We start from the raw sequence: 18362 nt of genomic DNA on the forward strand, positions 1-18362 counted from the left end.
AGATCAGAATCTGCTTAGCAACCCTTTCCAAAAACGTTTGAACGAAGTACCTCTTGATTGAGGATTGTAGTAACTGTTATCGTAGTTGTAACCGTAACCGTATTTATTCTTTTTGATACCGTTAAAAACGATATTCAAGTTAGGCAAATACTCGTTCTCAACTACGTTACCTAAAAAGTTAAGCTCATCGCGGCTGGTGTAGCCCTGCCTGATCACGTATAAGCAAACATCAGCCTGTTTGGCAATGATCATGGCGTCGGTGACCAGGTGTAATGGCGCGGTGTCAATAACCACGTCGTCGTAGTTGTTCCTCAACTCATTGATGAAGGTCGATAAACTGCCCTTTTCCAACAACTCCGAAGGGTCTAGCGGTATCTGCCCTACCCCGACCACATCAAGACCAGGATTATTTGGCGTAGCCTGAATGATGCTCTGTAAAGATGCATTACCGTTCAGATATTCGCTGATGCCCGGGTGGTTCGATGGCAGGTCATAGATCCTGGTCACTTTCGGTTTACGCAGGTCCATTTCCAAAAGAACCGTTTTACGGCCCGATGCTGCCAATGATGCTGCCAGGTTGGTGCTCACAAAGCTTTTACCTTCTTTTGATACACTCGATGTCAGCATGGTCACCCTGCCTTTTGGCTGACCGTAACCGCGGTCATCGTAATGCTCGCCTGCAGGCACAGCGGTTCTGGCTTCAACATTTTGGTGCAGATAATTCAGGTTGGTACGTAACGTACGGAACTGCTCACCTACCAAATGATGCTTGGTATTCACCACAATGGCCTCATTGTCCAGGTCATTGTATGATAGTTCAGCAATGATCGGCACGTTCAGGTTGGTCTCAATGTCGCGACGACCAGTGATCCTGCCGTTGAATGCCTGCCTGAAGTAAATGATCAGGAATGGCAGCCCTAAGCCGATCAGCAGTGCTAAAGCCATGACCAGTGGTGGCTTAGGCCATTTTTTGTCGCCAATGTTAGCCTTGTCCACAATACGTGCATCAACAAAGGTAGAAGCGTAGCTCAACGCCAATTCCTCACGTTTTTGCAACAAATACACATACAGGTTCTCTTTGATCGATTGCTGGCGTTTCATACCAACGAACTGACGCTCCTGTACCGGTATGTCCTTGATCGATGATTCGGTCTTGTTACTTACGGCCAGCAACTCACGTTTAGAGTTCAATAAAGACGCCTTGATACCGCTCACCGTCTCACGGATAGCCGTTTTGGTCAACGCGATCTGTTTGTTGATCGGCTCAAATAACGGGTTGTTCTCAGGCGTGGTGGCCAGCAAGGCACTTTTTTTCAGTTGTAACTCGGTCAGTTTCTCAACTTGGCCGTTCAATGTAGGATCTGATATACCTATCGTTGCCGGCGCACTTACACTGTTAGATGAAGAGTTAACATAGCGCTCGATACCATCGATCACGTTCAATTGAACGTTCACTTCATTGAGTTTACTATCATTAGCCTGTACGTTCTCCAGGTAAGCCTTAGCCTGCGAATTGATATCGGTCAACCCTTGGCTACTGCGGTAACCCTCAACTTGCTTTTCGGCACTGCTTAGCTCTCCGGTGAGTGAGGCTAAACGGCGATCGATAAAGTCGATAGTACTTTTGGTGGTGCGTTTCTGTTCATCTGATGCCGCATCGTTATACGCAGTGATCAGACTATTTAAAAAGTCAAGACCACGTTGAGGCACTTCGTCAGTGATGAACAGACCTATAGTTGGTGCAAGTTTATCGAGCAAATGCGCATCCAGCGCTTTGATGTAGTCGTTGCTTACTACTTCAGGGTCGTTCACGTTAACAGTGACCACTGAACCAACGTATTGATCAAGCGAAGCGGTAGGTTTTAACACCCAGGTACCACCGCTATTTTTAAATGATTCGTTGAAAGCTATGCTGCGTTTCTTCTCGTCCTCCTCTACCTCAAAGTGTTTGGCATCTTTGATGGTCACATCAAGTTCGGCATTGCTGACCCTTCCCTTTTTCAAAAGAACCAGTTTGAACGGAGGATCTTCGTAAAGATCTTCCGTTTTTAGTCCTTTTTTCAATTTATAGGTGGTCCACAGTTGCAGGTCATTTACCACCTTGCTCACCAACTTCTTCGACCGCAAGATCTCGATCTCCGATTCTGCGTTCTTTGGCGAGCTGGATTGCTCCAGTTCAGGTAACGCAGCTTTGTCTTGCGGCGATTTCTTCTCGTCCTTCACTAATATGGTGGCACTTACTTCGTACGATGGATTCGCATTTTGTAAGTAAAGGTAAGCGCCCGCAAATGCTAAGGCCAGGCATAGCAAAAAGAGCGGCCAATGATAGAAATACTTACCCAACACCGTTTTCATATCAGAAAACTGATGTTTATTGGCTTTGGGATTGTTTGACGCCTGCCTTGTGTTCATGATCAATTAGTGAATAATGAGATAGCGATGGCCACTAATGTTAAGGCCGAGATGATCAAGCTGGCATTGCGGTAACCGGTATCAACAGTAGCCAGTTTTGATTTGCTTGGTTGTACGAATAAAAGGTCGTTAGATTTCATGTAGAAATACGGCGACTGAAAAAGGTTCTTTGAGGTAAGGTCAAGAGGGATGTAAGTTCTTTTACCGTCGATCTCCCTTACTAAAGTGATATCGTCACGTTTTGCAGTGATGTTCAGGTCACCGGCTAAACTCAACGCTTCAGTAACGGTCAGCCTGTCGCTGGTGCTGCGGTAGATGTTCGGACGCATCACATCACCCAGAACGGCAACTTTGAAGCTTACGATCTTAACGGCAACGGTAGGTTTGCTCAGGTAAGCGGTAAGTTGTTGTTGTAATTTGGTAGCCAATTCAGAGCTTGACAAGCCACTTACTTTAACCACACCTAATAAAGGCAGGGTCACTTCGCCGTTAGCGTTCACAGTATAACCATAAACCGGGTTCAAAGCATCAGTACCGGCATTGATGATATTGTTGGTGAATACGTTGGCAGCATCCTGGTTCAAGCTGGTCACGCTGATAGACAGCTGATCATCAGGTTGAATGGTTAATGACGACATGTTGGTGATGGCCTCAGAGGTCACTTTTGAACGGTCAAGATCCTGGAAGTAAGGGATCTTTTTGTAAGAAGTACAGGAAGATAACGCGGCAGTTATTCCCAATACTACGACCAAATTCTTGAATAGCTTAGCTGTTCTAGTACTCGTTCTTGATTTCATAGATAGATAGTTATATGGTTATTAAATTATACTTGACGTGTGATAATACTTGAACATACGGCAGAACGATATATGGATATATGTTTTATAGCGTATGTGTGTATGTCGTGATAGCTACTAAATGAAATTTTTTGCCTTTGGTTTGCGTAAACGTCATTTAGTTATAAACTATTTTTTGCACAGGCCTGCGATCGATATCATATTAGCGGGCTTTAAGAACCATTTATCTGCCCAAGCGTATTCGAAAAAGCATTTTTTCTCTGCTCACCGGCCATTAACAGCACGAATCATTTTTAAACACAATAAAATTTAAATTTTGTTAACACATCACGGTACTAATTACCGATTCAATATGAGGTCAATATATTTTTTGATAATATTGTTTTTAACTGTGCAAAGTACTTCTGCAAAAAGTATATATGTAAGCTCAAGTAACGGCAATGACAAGTACGATGGCTCAAGCACCGGCCGCGCTAAAAAGACACTTCAGAAGGCTGCAGACATGACATCACCGGGCGATACCGTTTTTGTGATGCAGGGCACCTACACTAATGATTGTAGCGTTTGCAACGTGGTGAACATCACCCGAAGCGGTAAAAAGGACCGGTATATCACGTACATCAACTACCCCGGCCAACATCCAGTGATCCGGTTCAATGGCTGGGCGGGCATCTCGCTCACTAAAGGTGTAAGCTATGTCAGAGTTGAGGGTATGGAGGTGGTAGGTTATAATGCCAAGCTTACGCTGGCCAATGCGCTTAAACAACCTCAAAGCTGCGCAAATAAAAAAGGCGAGATCGATCCAAGATACAATGGTAACGGCATCGTGATCGAAAGTTATAAGCGCAAACGTTCGCATCACATCGCTATTGTGCGCAACACTGTTCATGATTGTGGCGGCGGGGGCATCGGTGCATCGCAATGCGACTACATCAACGTGGAAGAGAACGTGGTTTACAATAACAGTTTATACAGCCTTTTCGGTACCAGCGGTATCGCCTTTTATCAATTCTATAACTATGATACTGCACCCGGCTATCACAATGTGATCCGCAGGAACAAGTGCTACAACAACCGCTCGTTAGTGCCTTGGATCAAGATGTGTAAGATCTACGACGGCAATGGCATTATCATCGATGATTTCAGGAACAAACAGAACGGTTCAAAACAGGGCGATTACAAAAGCCGCACACTGATCGAGAACAATATCTGCTGGTTCAATGGCGGTACGGGCATACACGCCTTTCAAAGCGACCATGTGGATATTATTAACAACACGGCCTATTGTAACTCGCGAAGCCCGGAGTTCAACCCTGGGCAGATCCTCACCGGTGTGAGTAACGATGTACGCATCGTCAATAATATTTTGGTGGCCGATAACGCCTCGGTGATCAACTCCAATTATCAGAATACCCGTTTGATCTATGAGAATAATTTGCATTACAATGTGACAGACCCCTCTAAAGCGGTGATCAACGTGACCAGTGGCTCATGTATCAACGGCAAAGATCCAGGCTTCGTGAACGCATCGAATAGCCTGAACGCCAATTTTGATATCAAAAAGAGCAGTCCTTGTGTGGGTAAAGGCCATCCGCGTATGTACAGCACAACTGATTTTACAGGTGCTGAACGCAGCAAAACTTCTACAGCCAGCATCGGTGCATTCGAGCCGTGATCAGTGTACAAATACCAGCCATAAACAACAAAAGGCGACCATATGGTCGCCTTTTGTTGTTTATGGCATGAATAGTTATTCGCCAATGGGCACACCCAACTTGGTGCTGCTTGAAGCAGGGGTACCAAAGTTTGGTGACCCATCGCTATTCCAGGTCAGCTTTTGCATACGAGGCGGACGGCCGCCGTTAGGTGTACTGGCCACAGTGCGGGCATGGTAAATGAACCAGTTCTCGGTACGTGACACGCCATTGGGGTCGGTATAACTGCTGGTGAAGAAGCCATTATGCCCCGGGCCATATACCTGGGCTGCATCGCTCTTTACAAATACCTGCTTTTTGTTGATCCAATTAGCGGCAACCATTGGATCGGCCCCGGTGCTCAGCTGTATCTGGGCCAGGCAATAGTTGTCGCTACCATAACGGCTGCCCGAGTAGATAATAAATACAGGACTGCTGGCATCCTTTTGCAGCGCGATAGGTCCTTCATTCACCCCTGCTCCCAACGAGCCGCTTGGCTCATAACGCTCCCAGTTGTTGGTAGGCGATGATATGCGTACTCGTGCACCGCTCACCGTCCATGGGTTGGTCATTGGGGCTATGTACAGGTATTGTTTGTACTTGCTGGCATTGCTATCCCAACCTGACCATACAAAGTAGTTGCTGGTGCCAATGGTGAGCACGGTACCATCAATGGCCCACTGATCGGTAGTATCAGTGATCTTGCCCTTAAAGGTCCATGTGCCGGTGGTAGGGTCGCTGTTGGCGTTCTCGAGTACATACATGCGGTGGCTATCAGGCACGGTAGAGCTTTCGGCAGCAAAATAGATGTACCATTTGCCTGATAAGAAATAAAGCTCAGGCGCCCACAGGTTGGCCGAATACTCCGTACCTGATGGCGGTGTCCAAACGGTGGTCTCAGGCGCTACCGCCAGTAATGACATATCCTGCGTTTTGGTGATCGATATGCGGTTGCCCTTGGTAGAAAGGAAATAGTAATATCCATCCTTTTGCGCCACATATGGGTCAGGCCTGCTGTTATTATTCACCGGATTTTGGAACTCCAGGTTATGGAACTCGAAACGGTCTTGCGTACCGGTAGCGGTGCTCTTTTGCCTGATCTTGGCACCAGCGGTGTTGGTCTCAGGGTCGATCACCATTTTGAGGCCGGTGGCTTTGTTGGTGAGCGCGAATACGTTGCCACTGCCCGTATAGGTGATCGTCCAGCGTTGGCTGTCGGTACCGTCATCTGTGCCTTGAAGCAATATATCGCCCGAGGTGGCTGATGGCGACTTCAAGCACTTGCTGCTGGTCAGGTTCACCAGCTTGTAATAAGTAGCGTCGGTTTTGATCACGCGCCATTTTTGCCCATTGTTAGGGAACCAGCCCCACTGCTGGATCTGCTGACCATCGGCCGTAGAGTTTCCGGTAACCTCCATCACCGGGCCATTGGGTAACGATGATACCCCCCTGATGCGGTAAACGCCGCTATCGATGATGGTACCCAGCGCCGGGGCCGCCAGCGTTTGGATGTTGCCGGCCGCAGGCCCGGCTACAGTAGGATCATCGACCACATTGCTCTTGGTACATGACACGGCCATACATGCCACGCCCGCAATGAAAGCAGTAAACACTTTGTTTCTCATAAAATGTACATTTAGGTTATTGAATTGGTGAATAAATTGGCTGGTGCTGATCAATAGTTTGCTATGGCTCTCCAATGGTCGCTTCTCACTTCGACCAAAAGGCACATTACCGAAAGCCACCGTAGGGAACGCTGGCTTTCAGGCTTTTACCAAAGGAAATCATAAACCGCATGCGATCCGTCTCAAACTTTTGTCGGTTCGTATCAATGCGTGATCAGAGCCTGCTAAAGGGTAGAAAAAGAAATAGCCCGATGATCCGTTAATATCGGACCATCGGGCTGTTGTACCAAAGCAAGATCAATGGGTATTCTATTTCTGCTGGAGTAAAAGCTTCATCATCTCTTCGGCGGCCACACGGCCCTTTTGTAGCAGTTGCGGCCGGGCGGTGTTATCGCCTACCTCGTAAGTAAGCGCCTCGGCACCCAGTACCCGGCTAAACCAGCTTTTGGATACATTACCGCCATTGCCTGAAGGTTTGATGTTGGGATTGAAACCTTGTATAGCATTTTTCATAGCACCTAACCATTTAAGTGTGAAGCCCGGCGCATTGGAAGATGCCGGATCAGCCAGTTGGTTGATGTAAAAAATATCATAATAGGTGGAATGGAAATCGAGCGCAAAGTAGACACGTGCATTTTGCTGATCGATCATGCGGGTCATGGCCTGCTTTACAGACTGGGTCTCCGGTTGTTCAAAATTTTCCCAGTCGCGGTTCAGGTCAACACCGGCAGCGCTGTGGCGCCAGTTGCCTTCATCCACCCCGTCGGGGTTAAGCATCGGGAACAATACCAATTCATACTGCTGCCTGAAGCTTTCCGCCAATGCTGAGTTCCCTGTCACCGTGCGCACGAACTCTTGCATGGCCATATAACCGGTCACCTCAGGTGGGTGTTGGCGACTTAATACCACTACCAGCTTCTTACCGTCGCTGCCTTTAGTGGTCAGCATATAGATCGGTTTGCCCATGAGGCTCGTACCAACTCTTTGCCTGGTGATAGAGGCATTGGCGCTGGCCAAGCTATCCATCCAGGCGTAACTCATGGCCGAGCTGATCACCTCTTGTGCAGCAAGGGTGAGCGTGTCGCGCCCCACGGTAACCTTAAAGCTGGCCTGGTGTTCGTTGGTGCTTATCGTGACCGGCAGATCCTGCCAGTGCTTTCCATCAGCACTTTGTTTGGGGTTGTAACGATGCTTGGTGGTCGGATAATTTAGGGTGAAGTAAATGTTACGACTCGTTGCCGACCATACCTTGAACGCATACCACGGGCTCGGGTTCACCGGCTCATTCTCGGGTAATACATCTACCTTAAAGGTACTGTCGTTCACCTGCGATACGTCGTTTGCCCGGGCCGATGCAAAGCGGTTGTTGATCTTGATCCGGCCGTTATTAAAAGTCCACTCCTGCCGCTTTTGCAAGCTGATCTTGACCTTAGCATTATCAGCCGTCGAGGCCACTCCTACCTTAGCTGTATGGCAGCCGGTCTGTGTAGCCACCGCCAGCCATAAAAGTCCTAATAATCTAAAGGACCGCCCATTGAGCGGTCCTTTACTATGAACTAAATACAACATGGAAAAATTTACGGGTTTTGGTCACCAGGTTCGATAGCCGGGTTAGAGTTGATCTCGTCTTGCGGGATGAGCCATTGCCATGACGGGTCGCCAGCGGCCACGAACAGGATGTTGGCCACATCTACTTTGTGGTTGGCATTACGGCGGTCAAGATCAGCGTTTGTACGTTTCAGATCCAAAAAGCGGAAACCTTCGCCCCAAAGCTCAATGCGGCGTTGAACCATGATCTCATCGATCAGTGCGGCGCCGGTCTTGGTGCTTAGGGTATAAGAAGCATCACGATTTTTGGCCAACGGCAACAGCGCTTGTGCGGCAGCAGCATTGTTACCACTGCGGGCCTGGGCTTCGGCTTCGATCAGGTACATCTCAGCTATACGCATGTAAGGGATGTCGCCTGCGCGGGTAGCCACATCAGGTACCAGGAACTTGCGGTGCATGTAGATCACCTTGGTTTGACCTGATATGTTGGGGAAATTATCGCGATCGGCTGCGGTACCGTTCCACCAAAGTTTTTTGCGAATATCGGTAGACGAGATCTTGGCGTACAACAACGAGTTGATCAATTTAGGGTTAACGCGGGTAAAGGCAGAGTTAAAGTTTGCTGACATATACGCATAGAACGACCCATAAGTTGGAACCTGATCGGCGGGCTGTATGATACCCCACATCCATTCCGGATTGTTGATATCGGTAAAACCGGCGGTGTATTGAGTGTTGCTCATCAGGTTGTCGATACCGGCACGAGCCTCCTGTGCAAATTTGATGGCTGAGGCCCAGTTCTGCATCGTTAAAGCCACGCGGGCCTTGAAGCCTTTGGCCACGTTAATGTTGATGTGCGTTTTGGCGCTGCCGGTACGTGCGGCTGGTGTTTTGGCCAGCGCAACTATGGCATCATCAAGGTCCTTGTTGATCTGGGTGTATACCGCCTCAACGGTAGAGCGTGGCTGACCTTCGGTAGTGGTGGTGATCACGATCGGGATGCCGGGCTGTGAGTTGGTAGCACCTGCACTGTAACGTTTACCGTACAACTGCACCAAATTAAAATGCGCCCAGGCACGCAGGGCCAACGCCTCCCCTTTGATCCCCGATTTGGTAGCGGCATCGCCCTCTACTCCATCTATACGCTCGATGATCTGGTTAGCGTTCGATATCACGATGTAATAAAAATAGTAAGCAAAGCCGTTCACGTTATCATCGGCCGAGTTGCGGTGTGCCAGCCAGCGATATGACTGGTAATGATAAACGTATGAGGCATTGGTACGCACGTAATCCTCGCCCATGGCGTCGAGGTTGATCATTATTGCGCCATGACCATCGCGGTGCTGGTTGGTGTATTGGGTATAAAGTATACGGTAGATACCGTTAAGCGCCTTTTGCGCATTGCCTACCGATACAAAAGCTGTCTCGTCAGATATACCACCGGTTGGGTTGGTGTCAAGCGCTTCTTTGCTGCACGAGAACAACAGGAACAGGGTACAAAAGGAAATGACCGATCTGATGTGTTTCATGATCTTACTGATTATAAAGTGATGTTGAGGCCTAAAGTAAGTATACGGGTCGGGGCGTAAGTGTACGATGACACACCGGTGAACGATTGTGTTGGATCTAAACCTTTACGTTTCGACAGGATGAACAAATTCTCACCGGTGAAGAAACACTGTGCACGGCTTACACCTGCCTTAGAGCTCACGGCACGCGGTAAGGTGTAAGTAAGCGATGCGGTACGCAGGCTCACTGCCGAAGCATCGATCAGCCAGCGGTCGCTATCATACATCGTGGTGCCTGTGTTGCGGATAGGCACATCGGTGATGTCACCGGGTTTTTGCCAGCGTTTCAAGGCATCTATATGCAGGGCTCTGCCGTAAGACCCGTTGTACATCAATGACTGGTAATCAGAGTCAAATGCCCTGCCACCTACCTGGTACATCAGCAAAAAGTTAAGTGAAAAGTTCTTATAAGTGAATGTGTTACCCAAGCTGCCATAAAAGTTCGGAATAGCCGAGCCTACATAGCGATACAAAGCGGCATTAGCATTGCTGGTCACGCGGTCGCCGTTGCTATTGGTGAAAGCAGAGGCATCGGTGGTAACGTCCGGGTCGGCATAATATAGTTCCAAACCATTGTCGGGGTTAACGCCGTACCAGTCGCGTAGCCAGTAATCATAAACGGAGTGACCCACTTGGCGGTTCTTGGTACCGCTGATGATCCTATCCTGGCCTTCAGGCAATTTGGTGATACGGTTCTTAAATTTGGTCCAGTTCACCGCCACGTTCCATACAAAGTTCTTGCTACGGATCGGGTCGCCGCTCAACTGGATCTCGAAACCGCTATTATTCAAGCTACCTATATTTTTAGGCTGACTTGTACGACCAGTTGATAGTGCTAGGGGCACGTTGAACAGCAACTTCCGCGATCCACGCCTAAAGTATTCTACAGTTCCATTGATACGGTTTTTGAACAGACCAAATTCCACCGCTACATCAAAGGTCTGATTTATTTCCCATTGAACGTCCTCGCCACCACCTACAGTGCGGCTTTGGGTCATGCCCGGTTCAGAGTTGTTGTTGTTACCAATGTTGTAAAAAGATTGATAAGGGTAAAAACCTATCTGGTTAGACCCAACCTCACCGTAAGATGAACGCAGTTTTAACAGGTCTATCCAGGTATATGGTTTCATGAACGACTCATTGTGGATCTGCCAGCCACCACCTAATGACCAAAAAGTACCCCAACGAGACGACGCCGCAAAACGGGATGAAGCGTCGGTACGCAACGATGCGGTAAGAAAGTAGCGATTATCATAACTGTATTGAAAACGGGATAAAAAACTTTCTAACTTATCTTCGTCGACACTTGACTCGGCCACAGCAGGGTTGGCATAATTATCTAATTCCACAGGACCATCCACTACCTGATTATCACGTCGAGCTGTAAGGCTAACAGATCTATAGGTGTAATATTCGTGTCCTGCCAAAGCATCGATACTATGTTTACCATAGTTTCGGTTGTAATTTAAGAGCTGATTAATAGTAAGTGTTTGGCTTTTAGTGTTGGTACGTGAGGTACGGCCGTTCACGCTCACACCATCACCAATGGTGGGATTACGGTAGAACAGGTATTCGTAATTGTTCACATCTACCGCCAGGTTGGCTGTAGCTTTTAAGCCAGGCAATAGCGTTACTTCGAGGTAAGTACGCCCACCGATAGCGTTACGTTTGTTGTAAAGCTGATTCAACATGGTCTCGGCAACGATGTTACGGCCTTGAAAGACCGGGCGCAGTTCGCCGTTGTCGAACGCTTTGTTGCCGGTAGCGTCATACACATAGTTACCTTGTGCATCATGCTTGTAAACAGGATATATAGGAGCCATTAAAAGGTCTACATAGAATGGGTTCTCATTGATACCGGCATCCTCATTAGCTAAAAGCGTTTTAGAGATGGTACCCGACATATTGATACCTGCCTTTAACCATTTTTTGGGGCTAAGGTCGAGTTTGGCACGGCCGGTGATCCTGTTAAAATCACTGCCTTTGCTATAACCTTTATCGTTCAGGTAATCTACCGATCCATAGTAGCTTGACCTTTCGGCACCACCACGTAGACCTAACGAGTAATTTTGCCTTACACCGGTCTGCTGCATGGCTTTACGGAAGCTTAGGTCATCAGGGTAAAGGAAAGACGCCGATGGGTTGATGGTACCATCGGTACGCACGATCTGGTTGTCAGGCACATTAAAAGGGTTGTATACCAATTGGCTCTTCACGTTATCGGTGGCCGATTGGTTAGCCACTGCCAATGCCTGACCATTGGCCAAATACTGGTTACGCATCGATTCCCATATTAACGGGTAGTATTGAAAAGCGTCCACCTTTTCATAATTTGCCAAACCGCGGGAGGTGATACCGCCTGTAGCACGAGCCTCGATCACATCCTTGTTCTTAATACCGGATTTAGTGGTGATCAACACCACGCCGTTGGCTGCGCGCGAACCATATAGAGCCGTAGCGGCCGCGTCCTTCAATACCGATATACTTTCAATATCGTTAGGATTTAGGTTATTGATCGCGCCGCCAAAAGGAGCACCGTCCACCACATATAATACGTCAGTACCGGCATTTATCGATCCAAATCCTCGAATACTCACGCCTACACCCGAGCCTGGTTGCCCGCTGCCAGTGGTGGTCTGTATACCAGGTGCTGCACCTGCAAGGGCCGTGGTAACACTAGTAATAGGGCGTTTTTCGATCTCTTTTGCACCAATGGTTGCCACTGAATTCGTGAGCGCTCCGCGTTTAATAGTACCATAAGCCTGCACCACAACTTCTTCTAACTGCTGATTGCCTGGTATCATCTTTACATCGAGCGAGTTACCACTACCAACCTCTACTTCGCGGGTAATGAAGCCGATATATTTGAACACCAGCACATTGTTGCCACTTGGTAAATTGATCGCGTAATGACCGTTAGCATCGGTCATTACAGCGCCCGACCGGCCTTTTACCGATACCGTGGCACCGATCACCGGCTCATTATCTGTTGACGAGGTCACCTTGCCTTCGATCGTTCTATCAGGGGCGTTGCGGATGATGGGCATGGTCTTAACGATGATGGCCTGGCCGCTGATCTCGTAACTAAGCGGTTGCTCGGCAAAGATCTTTTTTAGCGTACCCTCCAGCGTTTCGTTATGCACATTGATGGTCACCGGCCTCGAGCGTTCCAACACTTCATTATTGTAGATGAAGTCCTGACCGGTCTGTTTACGTATCTCCTTAAAAACTTCTTTTAAGGTAGCGTTGCGGATAGAGATACTGATCTTTTGTGCGTAAGCGATAGCATTGGCTTGCAGTACCAGCATCATGACCAGCACAGTGATCATTGGCCTTGCCATGCGGCTGGCGTCCCATGACCGGCTTTTTTTTGGCCATAGGGGTAGTAAGGCCCTTTTTTTAAAGGGTAAACAATTGATCATAGAAGAGCATTTTGGGGTTAATTAATAGCGTTCAAGAAATAGGGCCCCATCACAATTCCGGTTCACCGGTATCCCGTACATGCGATGGGTCAGTATTATTTTATTTTGCTTTATTCATTCAAAACGATCATTTACTTTTTACGATCACCTGGTTGTCAGCCAGTTCAAGGTCCACACCGCCGGTAGACCTCAATAACTCAAGTACTCTGGATAATCTATAGTTTCGCGAGATCATACCCGTAAATTTGACCGATGGCTTAGGCCCCTGAAATTCCACATCGATATTGTACCAGCGTTTGATCTTGTTCATCACCTTTTCCATACTGGCGTTGTCGAATTGAAAATAGCCGTTCTTCCAGTCTATCGCCTCCTCCACATCCACATCCTTCAGAGCGATCATGTCGTCATGACGGTTAAAGGACGCCTGTTCGCCAGGTTTTAGCACCGTCAGTTGTTTGCCTACGGTTAGTTTCACCGAGCCCTCGCAGAGGGTCACCTCGCTTAGGTCCTCATCAGGATAGGCCGAGATATTGAAATGCGTACCCAGCACCTGCACCACCGAACGGCCGCTTTTGACCATGAAAGGATGGCTGGCATCTTTAGCGATCTCGAAGTAAGCCTCCCCTTTCAATTCAACCTCACGGGTGGCACCGGTAAACGCGGCCGCATAGGTCAATGAAGAGTTCGAGTTGAGCCATACCTTACTATTGTCAGGCAGTACGAGCATATACTTGCCCCCGGCCGGTACAGTTAAAGTATTGGGTAGCGGCACCGCCTTACCTTTAGAGCCGTCGGCCGCGTTATAGCTAAGCTTGCCTCCTTCCTGTTGTTCTATCAGGGTAGTACCCTGTTTGGTCAGCACTCCTTTGCCGGCGTTATCCAAAACGATGCGGGTACCATCGGCCAGTTGCAATACTGCTTTGTCGGTACCTGGAGATACATCCTTTTTGGTCGGTATCTTGACCATGTGTTGCTGTGCAGGGCCATCACGCTGCACCAACCACCATGACAAGCCTGCGGTGCAAAGCATCACCACGGCAGCGGCGGCCGCCAGCTTACGGCTGAACATGCGCCTGATGTTACCTCCGCCATTTTGCTGACCTACGATGTTGGTATAAATAGTATCCCAATCTACCTGATGCACATCGGCGCCCGGCGAAAGTGACCTGAGCTCGTCTTTCATGCGCTCTTGCATCAGCTCATCATAAGCCGGATCTTCTATATAGGTAAAGAACTCGGCGAACTCCTCGGGAGAGCACTCCTTGTTCAGGTACCGGTCAAGCAGATAGTTAAACCTTGTGTTGTTCAATTCCATGCAGACACATTAAATGTGTTGTTTAAAGATATAGAGTACATTAAGGGAGAAAAGGACCGGAAAAAATGTAACTTTTTTCAATTTTCCATGAACCAGGCCACCAGGCCCAGTACTCCGGCGCATTGTTCAAGATAGGTACGCAGGAATTTGAGCACCTCAACAATGATATTCTTTACACGGCTTTTGGATAGCCCTGTTTGTTCGGCGATCTGCTCATGGCCCAAACCTTCGTAACGGCTAAGCTTGAAGATGTATCGTTTTTGCTCAGACAGCATGTTCAGCGCATCCTTGATCATGCGGTCGCTGTCGCGCAGGTGCATGAGGTCGTCGGTGGAGTTATGGTCTTCTTTCAGGTTGGCCCACACCTCTTTCATCAGCTTTTCGCTTTTGGAGGCTTGCTTGAGGTAATGAAAGGTTTTGTTACGAACTACGGTATAGATATAATTACGCGGATGTTCAATATTATTGAGCGTATAGCGGTTCTGCCATAAGGTGAGGAAGGTATCTTGTAATATTTCCTCGGCATCGGCCCTTGAATGGGTAAACCCTACGATAAAGGTATAGACCTTGGTCTTATACAGGTCAAATACGCGCCTAAAAGCGATCTCGTTGCCTTTTGCTATCTGCTCAAGCAGCACTTTTTCGCCAATGAGGTCATAAGTAGCCATTATGATCGTATTAACCTTTTAAAATTACGCTAAACAACAATTAATTAGTGATATCATCGGCCCAAAAGGCTTTGATAACGCAATATAAATAAAAGAACGAAGATATTAATGCTATTAAAATAAAAAAGACCGGCAAAACCGGTCTTTTTAACGTGTATGATTAGTTTAGGGTCAATTATTATTCGGATAGGTATAGCCGTACCAGTAGTTTAGGTAATTGATCACCGCTTTTTTGATCCTCGGACCTGAAATGGCAATGATGGATGAGTTATTACGTACGGTGATACCCGGCGTCTCGATCTGTATGGCAGCTATATTATCATTATAGCCAGTGGTAGAACCTGCACTGATAGTTCCATATTTACGCGTGCAGTAACCACCATTGAAATATGGCCTACGGTCAGGCTTGCCCGATGATAGCGTTCCAAAAAGCGTTGCATTGCGATCAAGGATCTGCATCACATTGCCCGGCACCGCATGTACACTCTGTGCTTCCAGCAAACCGCCGAAGCTGTACGAACCCCGGATCAGTTGCGAGAACGGTGTGGACGGGTGCGACAAAGCGATGTTACGTACGCTCGATGAATCGGCCAGGCCGTTCAGGTAAGTGTCGTTCTTTTCAAGCGAAAAATTGCTCAGGCCATAACCTACCTCTGTTTGATCAATGAAGTTGCTTTGTATACTGTTGCCGGTGGTGGTAGAAGTGTAGGGCTCGGTATGACCATTATCATACTGATGCGCATGACCATGTATATCTAAAAAAAGCGCCCCTTGTGTACCAGCGGCTCCGCCTGCCACGGCATTGCGGGCAAAGCTCAGTAATTCATGGTAGCTGTTGTACGTGTTCACGGCCTCAGGGTCGGTGTAACGGCTGGCCACTTCGTTAGGGTAAGTATTGGGATCAACACGCTTGCGGCCTATCTCGTTAATGATCATCCAGGGCTGCAGGCCGGTATCATTCTTGAAAGCGGTAGCGATAGACTTGGCCAGCAGTTTGGTGTTCAGGTCGCGGCCGGTGTCGCCGGTCTCTGGTATCACCGGGCTGCCGGTCATCACACCATCATGTGGTACACCCAGTATCAGCGGACTGCTGCTGGCTCCTACTACAAGCTTGATGTAGTTTTTGTATCCATAAATGGTATCGCCCACGTTGTAAGTTTGCCCTTTGAAGGTCACGGCGTTCACGTCCACCTTGTTGCCCTTTTCGGCCGGTGTTTCAGTTGCAGATACCGCATCGATCTTCTTACAAGAGGCATAGGCCATCAGCTGCGCCAGGCAGCAAGCAGAGAGTAACACTTTCAGGTTGTTCTTCATGTTCAAAAGTCTATGGTAATTAATGATATAGAGCATTGAATCGTGATGAAGGACCGCCTCTGATCAAAAATTTTTTCGATAAAGGTTGAACGATAGTTGCCTGATCAATTAAAGCTTGACCGGAACTGCAATGGCGAACTGTTGGTTTTGGAGCGAAAGAGCTTACTGAACGATTGCGAGTGCTCAAAACCCAGCTCATAAGCGATCTCACTTACCGATAAGTTAGTGGTCGAAAGTTTTTCTTTTGCCTTTTGGATCAGCTTCTCGTGAATGTGCTGCTGGGTGCTCAACCCGGTGGTGACCCGCAGCAGGGAGCTCAGGTAGTCGGGCGATAGATTAAGTTCATCGGCCAGGTAATTCACCGTGGGCAGGCCGTGTTGTGATGACCGGTGTAGAAAGTATTCATCAAGCAGCTTCTCTAACCGTTCGAGCACCTGGTGGTTGGCCATTTTACGGGTAAGGAACTGGCGATGGTAGAACCGGTCCGAATAATTGAGCAATACCTCGATCTGCGACAGGATGATCTGCTGGCTGAACCGGTCCATGTTCGTCTCACACTCCCGTTCTATGTTTTTGACGATATCGGATACAATAGCTTCTTCCTTTTCGGACAGGAAAAGTGCCTCGCGGGTAGAGTAGCCGAAATACTCGTAATTATTGATATCACGTGCTAATGGCGTACCCCACAACAGGTCGGGGTGGATCAGCAGGAACCAACCAGAGCGGTCTTGTGGCTGCTGCTGATCCATCTCTATCCTGAACACCTGATTAGGCGCAATGAAGAACATCGTACCATCAATCATATCATAGGTTTGCTGCCCATAGCGGAATACCCCGCTGATGTTCTTTTTCATGGCGATCATGTAAAAGTCGTACACCCAGCTAACGGCGTTCTTGTCGGGTGAATGCTGGACGTCACGATAATCGACCACGCTGATCAATGGGTGCAGCGGACTGCCCAATCCCCTTGAACGATGGTACCCAGCTATCGTGCTGATCCGTTGGATATGTTCATTGCTCATAATTGCCCGATGTTTAATGTCCCTAACTGGCCAATATCGGCATTTTGTACCAGAACAACTATTGGTCGAATATTGACCTTTAGAAATAGACCGCCTCCATGTCCTCAATTAAATTCGGGCCGGTAGGCTGCCAATCAAGTGAGTGCCTGGTCCGTTCGCTGGAGGCCTGTATATCCATAGCGGCAAAATGCGCAAAGCCACCAAAGTGTGCGTCCGCATCGGCTGCATCCATACCGGTCACCGGCAAGTTCAAACCCTTGCCTATAGCGGCAGCTATATCCATAAATGGAATACCCAGCTCGGCAGTAGCATGGTAACGAGTACCTGTTGGGGCAGCTTGTTCCAGTGCCTGTAGGTATAGTTTCGCTGCATCTTTGCGGTGCACTGCCGGCCAGTGATTCTTCGGTTCGTTCTGATATACCGACACCCCTTTTTGCCGGGCTATACCGATCAGCATGGGTATGAAGCCACGATCGCGTTCACCATGTACCGTGGGCGGCAAGCGCACCAACACTACGTTCACTCCTTTTTGCGCCACGGCATCGGAGGCCTGTTCGGTAAGTATGCGTGGGTTTTGGCCGGGTACAGGCTGGTCATTCTCGTCTACCATGCGGCCGCGTGGCAACAGCCCCAAGGCCGAGGTGATCACCAGCTTACAATCCGTACCGGCATACACTTCACCCAAAGCTTCAATGATGCGCCGGTCGTTCTCGCAACTAGCCTGATAAACCGTAAAGTCGTCATGGTTGAACGCTGTGTGGATCGTGCTGTCGGCAAGCGCCGCACCACGGCAAATGCCGTCGATATCGGTAAGGTCAGCAAAATGCGCTTGTACACCTTTGGCGGTCAAAGCGTCGGCTCCCTTTTGCGATCGCACCATGCCGATCACCTCGTGCCCTGCTCCTAATAATTCATCAATAATGGCTAAGCCGATAAATCCGCTGGCTCCGGTAACAAATACTTTCATAATCTTTGTA

Annotated in this window: 12 protein-coding genes; 1 reads left to right on the plus strand and 11 read right to left on the minus strand. The window is 48.3% G+C overall.

Annotation, left to right across the window (positions count from 1 at the left end; translation table 11 throughout):
• Positions 1-3 precede the first annotated feature (3 nt).
• Together LLH06_RS14465 and LLH06_RS14470 are read right to left on the minus strand one after the other, a co-directional pair.
• Positions 4-2412, minus strand: coding sequence for an exopolysaccharide transport family protein (locus LLH06_RS14465; protein WP_228170005.1), 2409 nt, complete (start codon positions 2410-2412; stop codon positions 4-6).
• Between the two features lie 2 nt (positions 2413-2414).
• Complete coding sequence (locus tag LLH06_RS14470) at positions 2415-3209, minus strand: polysaccharide biosynthesis/export family protein (RefSeq protein ID WP_228170006.1); 795 nt, start codon at positions 3207-3209, stop codon at positions 2415-2417.
• 391 nt (positions 3210-3600) lie between these two features.
• Between LLH06_RS14470 and LLH06_RS14475 the strand changes: the two genes are divergently transcribed.
• Positions 3601-4884, plus strand: a complete 1284-nt coding sequence (locus LLH06_RS14475; RefSeq protein WP_228170007.1) for a right-handed parallel beta-helix repeat-containing protein — start codon at positions 3601-3603, stop codon at positions 4882-4884.
• Positions 4885-4959: 75 nt separating this feature from the next.
• Here the strand turns inward: LLH06_RS14475 and LLH06_RS14480 are convergent, their stop codons facing one another.
• The 9 genes from LLH06_RS14480 to LLH06_RS14520 all read right to left on the minus strand — a co-directional run bounded on the left by LLH06_RS14480 (position 4960) and on the right by LLH06_RS14520 (position 18352).
• A complete protein-coding gene (locus tag LLH06_RS14480; protein ID WP_228170008.1) occupies positions 4960-6528 on the minus strand; it encodes a family 43 glycosylhydrolase in 1569 nt (522 codons plus the stop codon).
• A 309-nt stretch (positions 6529-6837) separates the two neighbouring features.
• Positions 6838-8097: a M14 family metallopeptidase gene (locus LLH06_RS14485; protein WP_228170009.1), complete on the minus strand. Its 1260-nt coding sequence runs from the start codon at positions 8095-8097 to the stop codon at positions 6838-6840.
• Between the two features lie 8 nt (positions 8098-8105).
• Positions 8106-9605 (minus strand): RagB/SusD family nutrient uptake outer membrane protein, encoded by a 1500-nt coding sequence (locus tag LLH06_RS14490; RefSeq protein WP_228170010.1) that lies wholly within the window; start codon positions 9603-9605, stop codon positions 8106-8108.
• Between the two features lie 11 nt (positions 9606-9616).
• Complete coding sequence (locus LLH06_RS14495; protein WP_228170011.1) at positions 9617-13066, minus strand: TonB-dependent receptor; 3450 nt, start codon at positions 13064-13066, stop codon at positions 9617-9619.
• A 127-nt stretch (positions 13067-13193) separates the two neighbouring features.
• Positions 13194-14381 (minus strand): FecR family protein, encoded by a 1188-nt coding sequence (locus LLH06_RS14500; RefSeq protein WP_228170012.1) that lies wholly within the window; start codon positions 14379-14381, stop codon positions 13194-13196.
• Between the two features lie 77 nt (positions 14382-14458).
• Positions 14459-15049: an RNA polymerase sigma factor gene (locus LLH06_RS14505; protein ID WP_228170013.1), complete on the minus strand. Its 591-nt coding sequence runs from the start codon at positions 15047-15049 to the stop codon at positions 14459-14461.
• Between the two features lie 171 nt (positions 15050-15220).
• Positions 15221-16363 carry a hypothetical protein gene (locus LLH06_RS14510; RefSeq protein ID WP_228170014.1) on the minus strand — a complete coding sequence of 381 codons (1143 nt, stop codon included), beginning with the start codon at positions 16361-16363 and terminating at the stop codon, positions 15221-15223.
• A 104-nt stretch (positions 16364-16467) separates the two neighbouring features.
• The gene (locus LLH06_RS14515) at positions 16468-17385 is read right to left on the minus strand and encodes a helix-turn-helix domain-containing protein (RefSeq protein WP_228170015.1); all 918 of its coding nucleotides are present in this window, start codon (positions 17383-17385) and stop codon (positions 16468-16470) included.
• Between the two features lie 79 nt (positions 17386-17464).
• On the minus strand, positions 17465-18352 hold the full coding sequence (locus LLH06_RS14520) for an SDR family oxidoreductase (RefSeq protein ID WP_228170016.1): 888 nt from the start codon (positions 18350-18352) through the stop codon (positions 17465-17467).
• Positions 18353-18362: the final 10 nt, after the last annotated feature.

This window comes from Mucilaginibacter daejeonensis (assembly GCF_020783335.1).
Classification (GTDB): Bacteria; Bacteroidota; Bacteroidia; order Sphingobacteriales; family Sphingobacteriaceae; genus Mucilaginibacter; species Mucilaginibacter daejeonensis.

What these genes read in the sequence shown, in the direction of transcription:
- LLH06_RS14515 (WP_228170015.1), bottom strand. Translation starts at nt 17,385, where the DNA reads ATGAGCAATGAACATATCCAACGGATCAGCACGATAGCTGGGTACCAT.
- LLH06_RS14465 (WP_228170005.1), bottom strand. Translation starts at nt 2,412, where the DNA reads ATGAACACAAGGCAGGCGTCAAACAATCCCAAAGCCAATAAACATCAG.
- LLH06_RS14480 (WP_228170008.1), bottom strand. Translation starts at nt 6,528, where the DNA reads ATGAGAAACAAAGTGTTTACTGCTTTCATTGCGGGCGTGGCATGTATG.
- LLH06_RS14520 (WP_228170016.1), bottom strand. Translation starts at nt 18,352, where the DNA reads ATGAAAGTATTTGTTACCGGAGCCAGCGGATTTATCGGCTTAGCCATT.
- LLH06_RS14470 (WP_228170006.1), bottom strand. Translation starts at nt 3,209, where the DNA reads ATGAAATCAAGAACGAGTACTAGAACAGCTAAGCTATTCAAGAATTTG.
- LLH06_RS14490 (WP_228170010.1), bottom strand. Translation starts at nt 9,605, where the DNA reads ATGAAACACATCAGATCGGTCATTTCCTTTTGTACCCTGTTCCTGTTG.
- LLH06_RS14485 (WP_228170009.1), bottom strand. Translation starts at nt 8,097, where the DNA reads ATGTTGTATTTAGTTCATAGTAAAGGACCGCTCAATGGGCGGTCCTTT.
- LLH06_RS14505 (WP_228170013.1), bottom strand. Translation starts at nt 15,049, where the DNA reads ATGGCTACTTATGACCTCATTGGCGAAAAAGTGCTGCTTGAGCAGATA.
- LLH06_RS14495 (WP_228170011.1), bottom strand. Translation starts at nt 13,066, where the DNA reads ATGATCAATTGTTTACCCTTTAAAAAAAGGGCCTTACTACCCCTATGG.
- LLH06_RS14510 (WP_228170014.1), bottom strand. Translation starts at nt 16,363, where the DNA reads ATGAAGAACAACCTGAAAGTGTTACTCTCTGCTTGCTGCCTGGCGCAG.
- LLH06_RS14500 (WP_228170012.1), bottom strand. Translation starts at nt 14,381, where the DNA reads ATGGAATTGAACAACACAAGGTTTAACTATCTGCTTGACCGGTACCTG.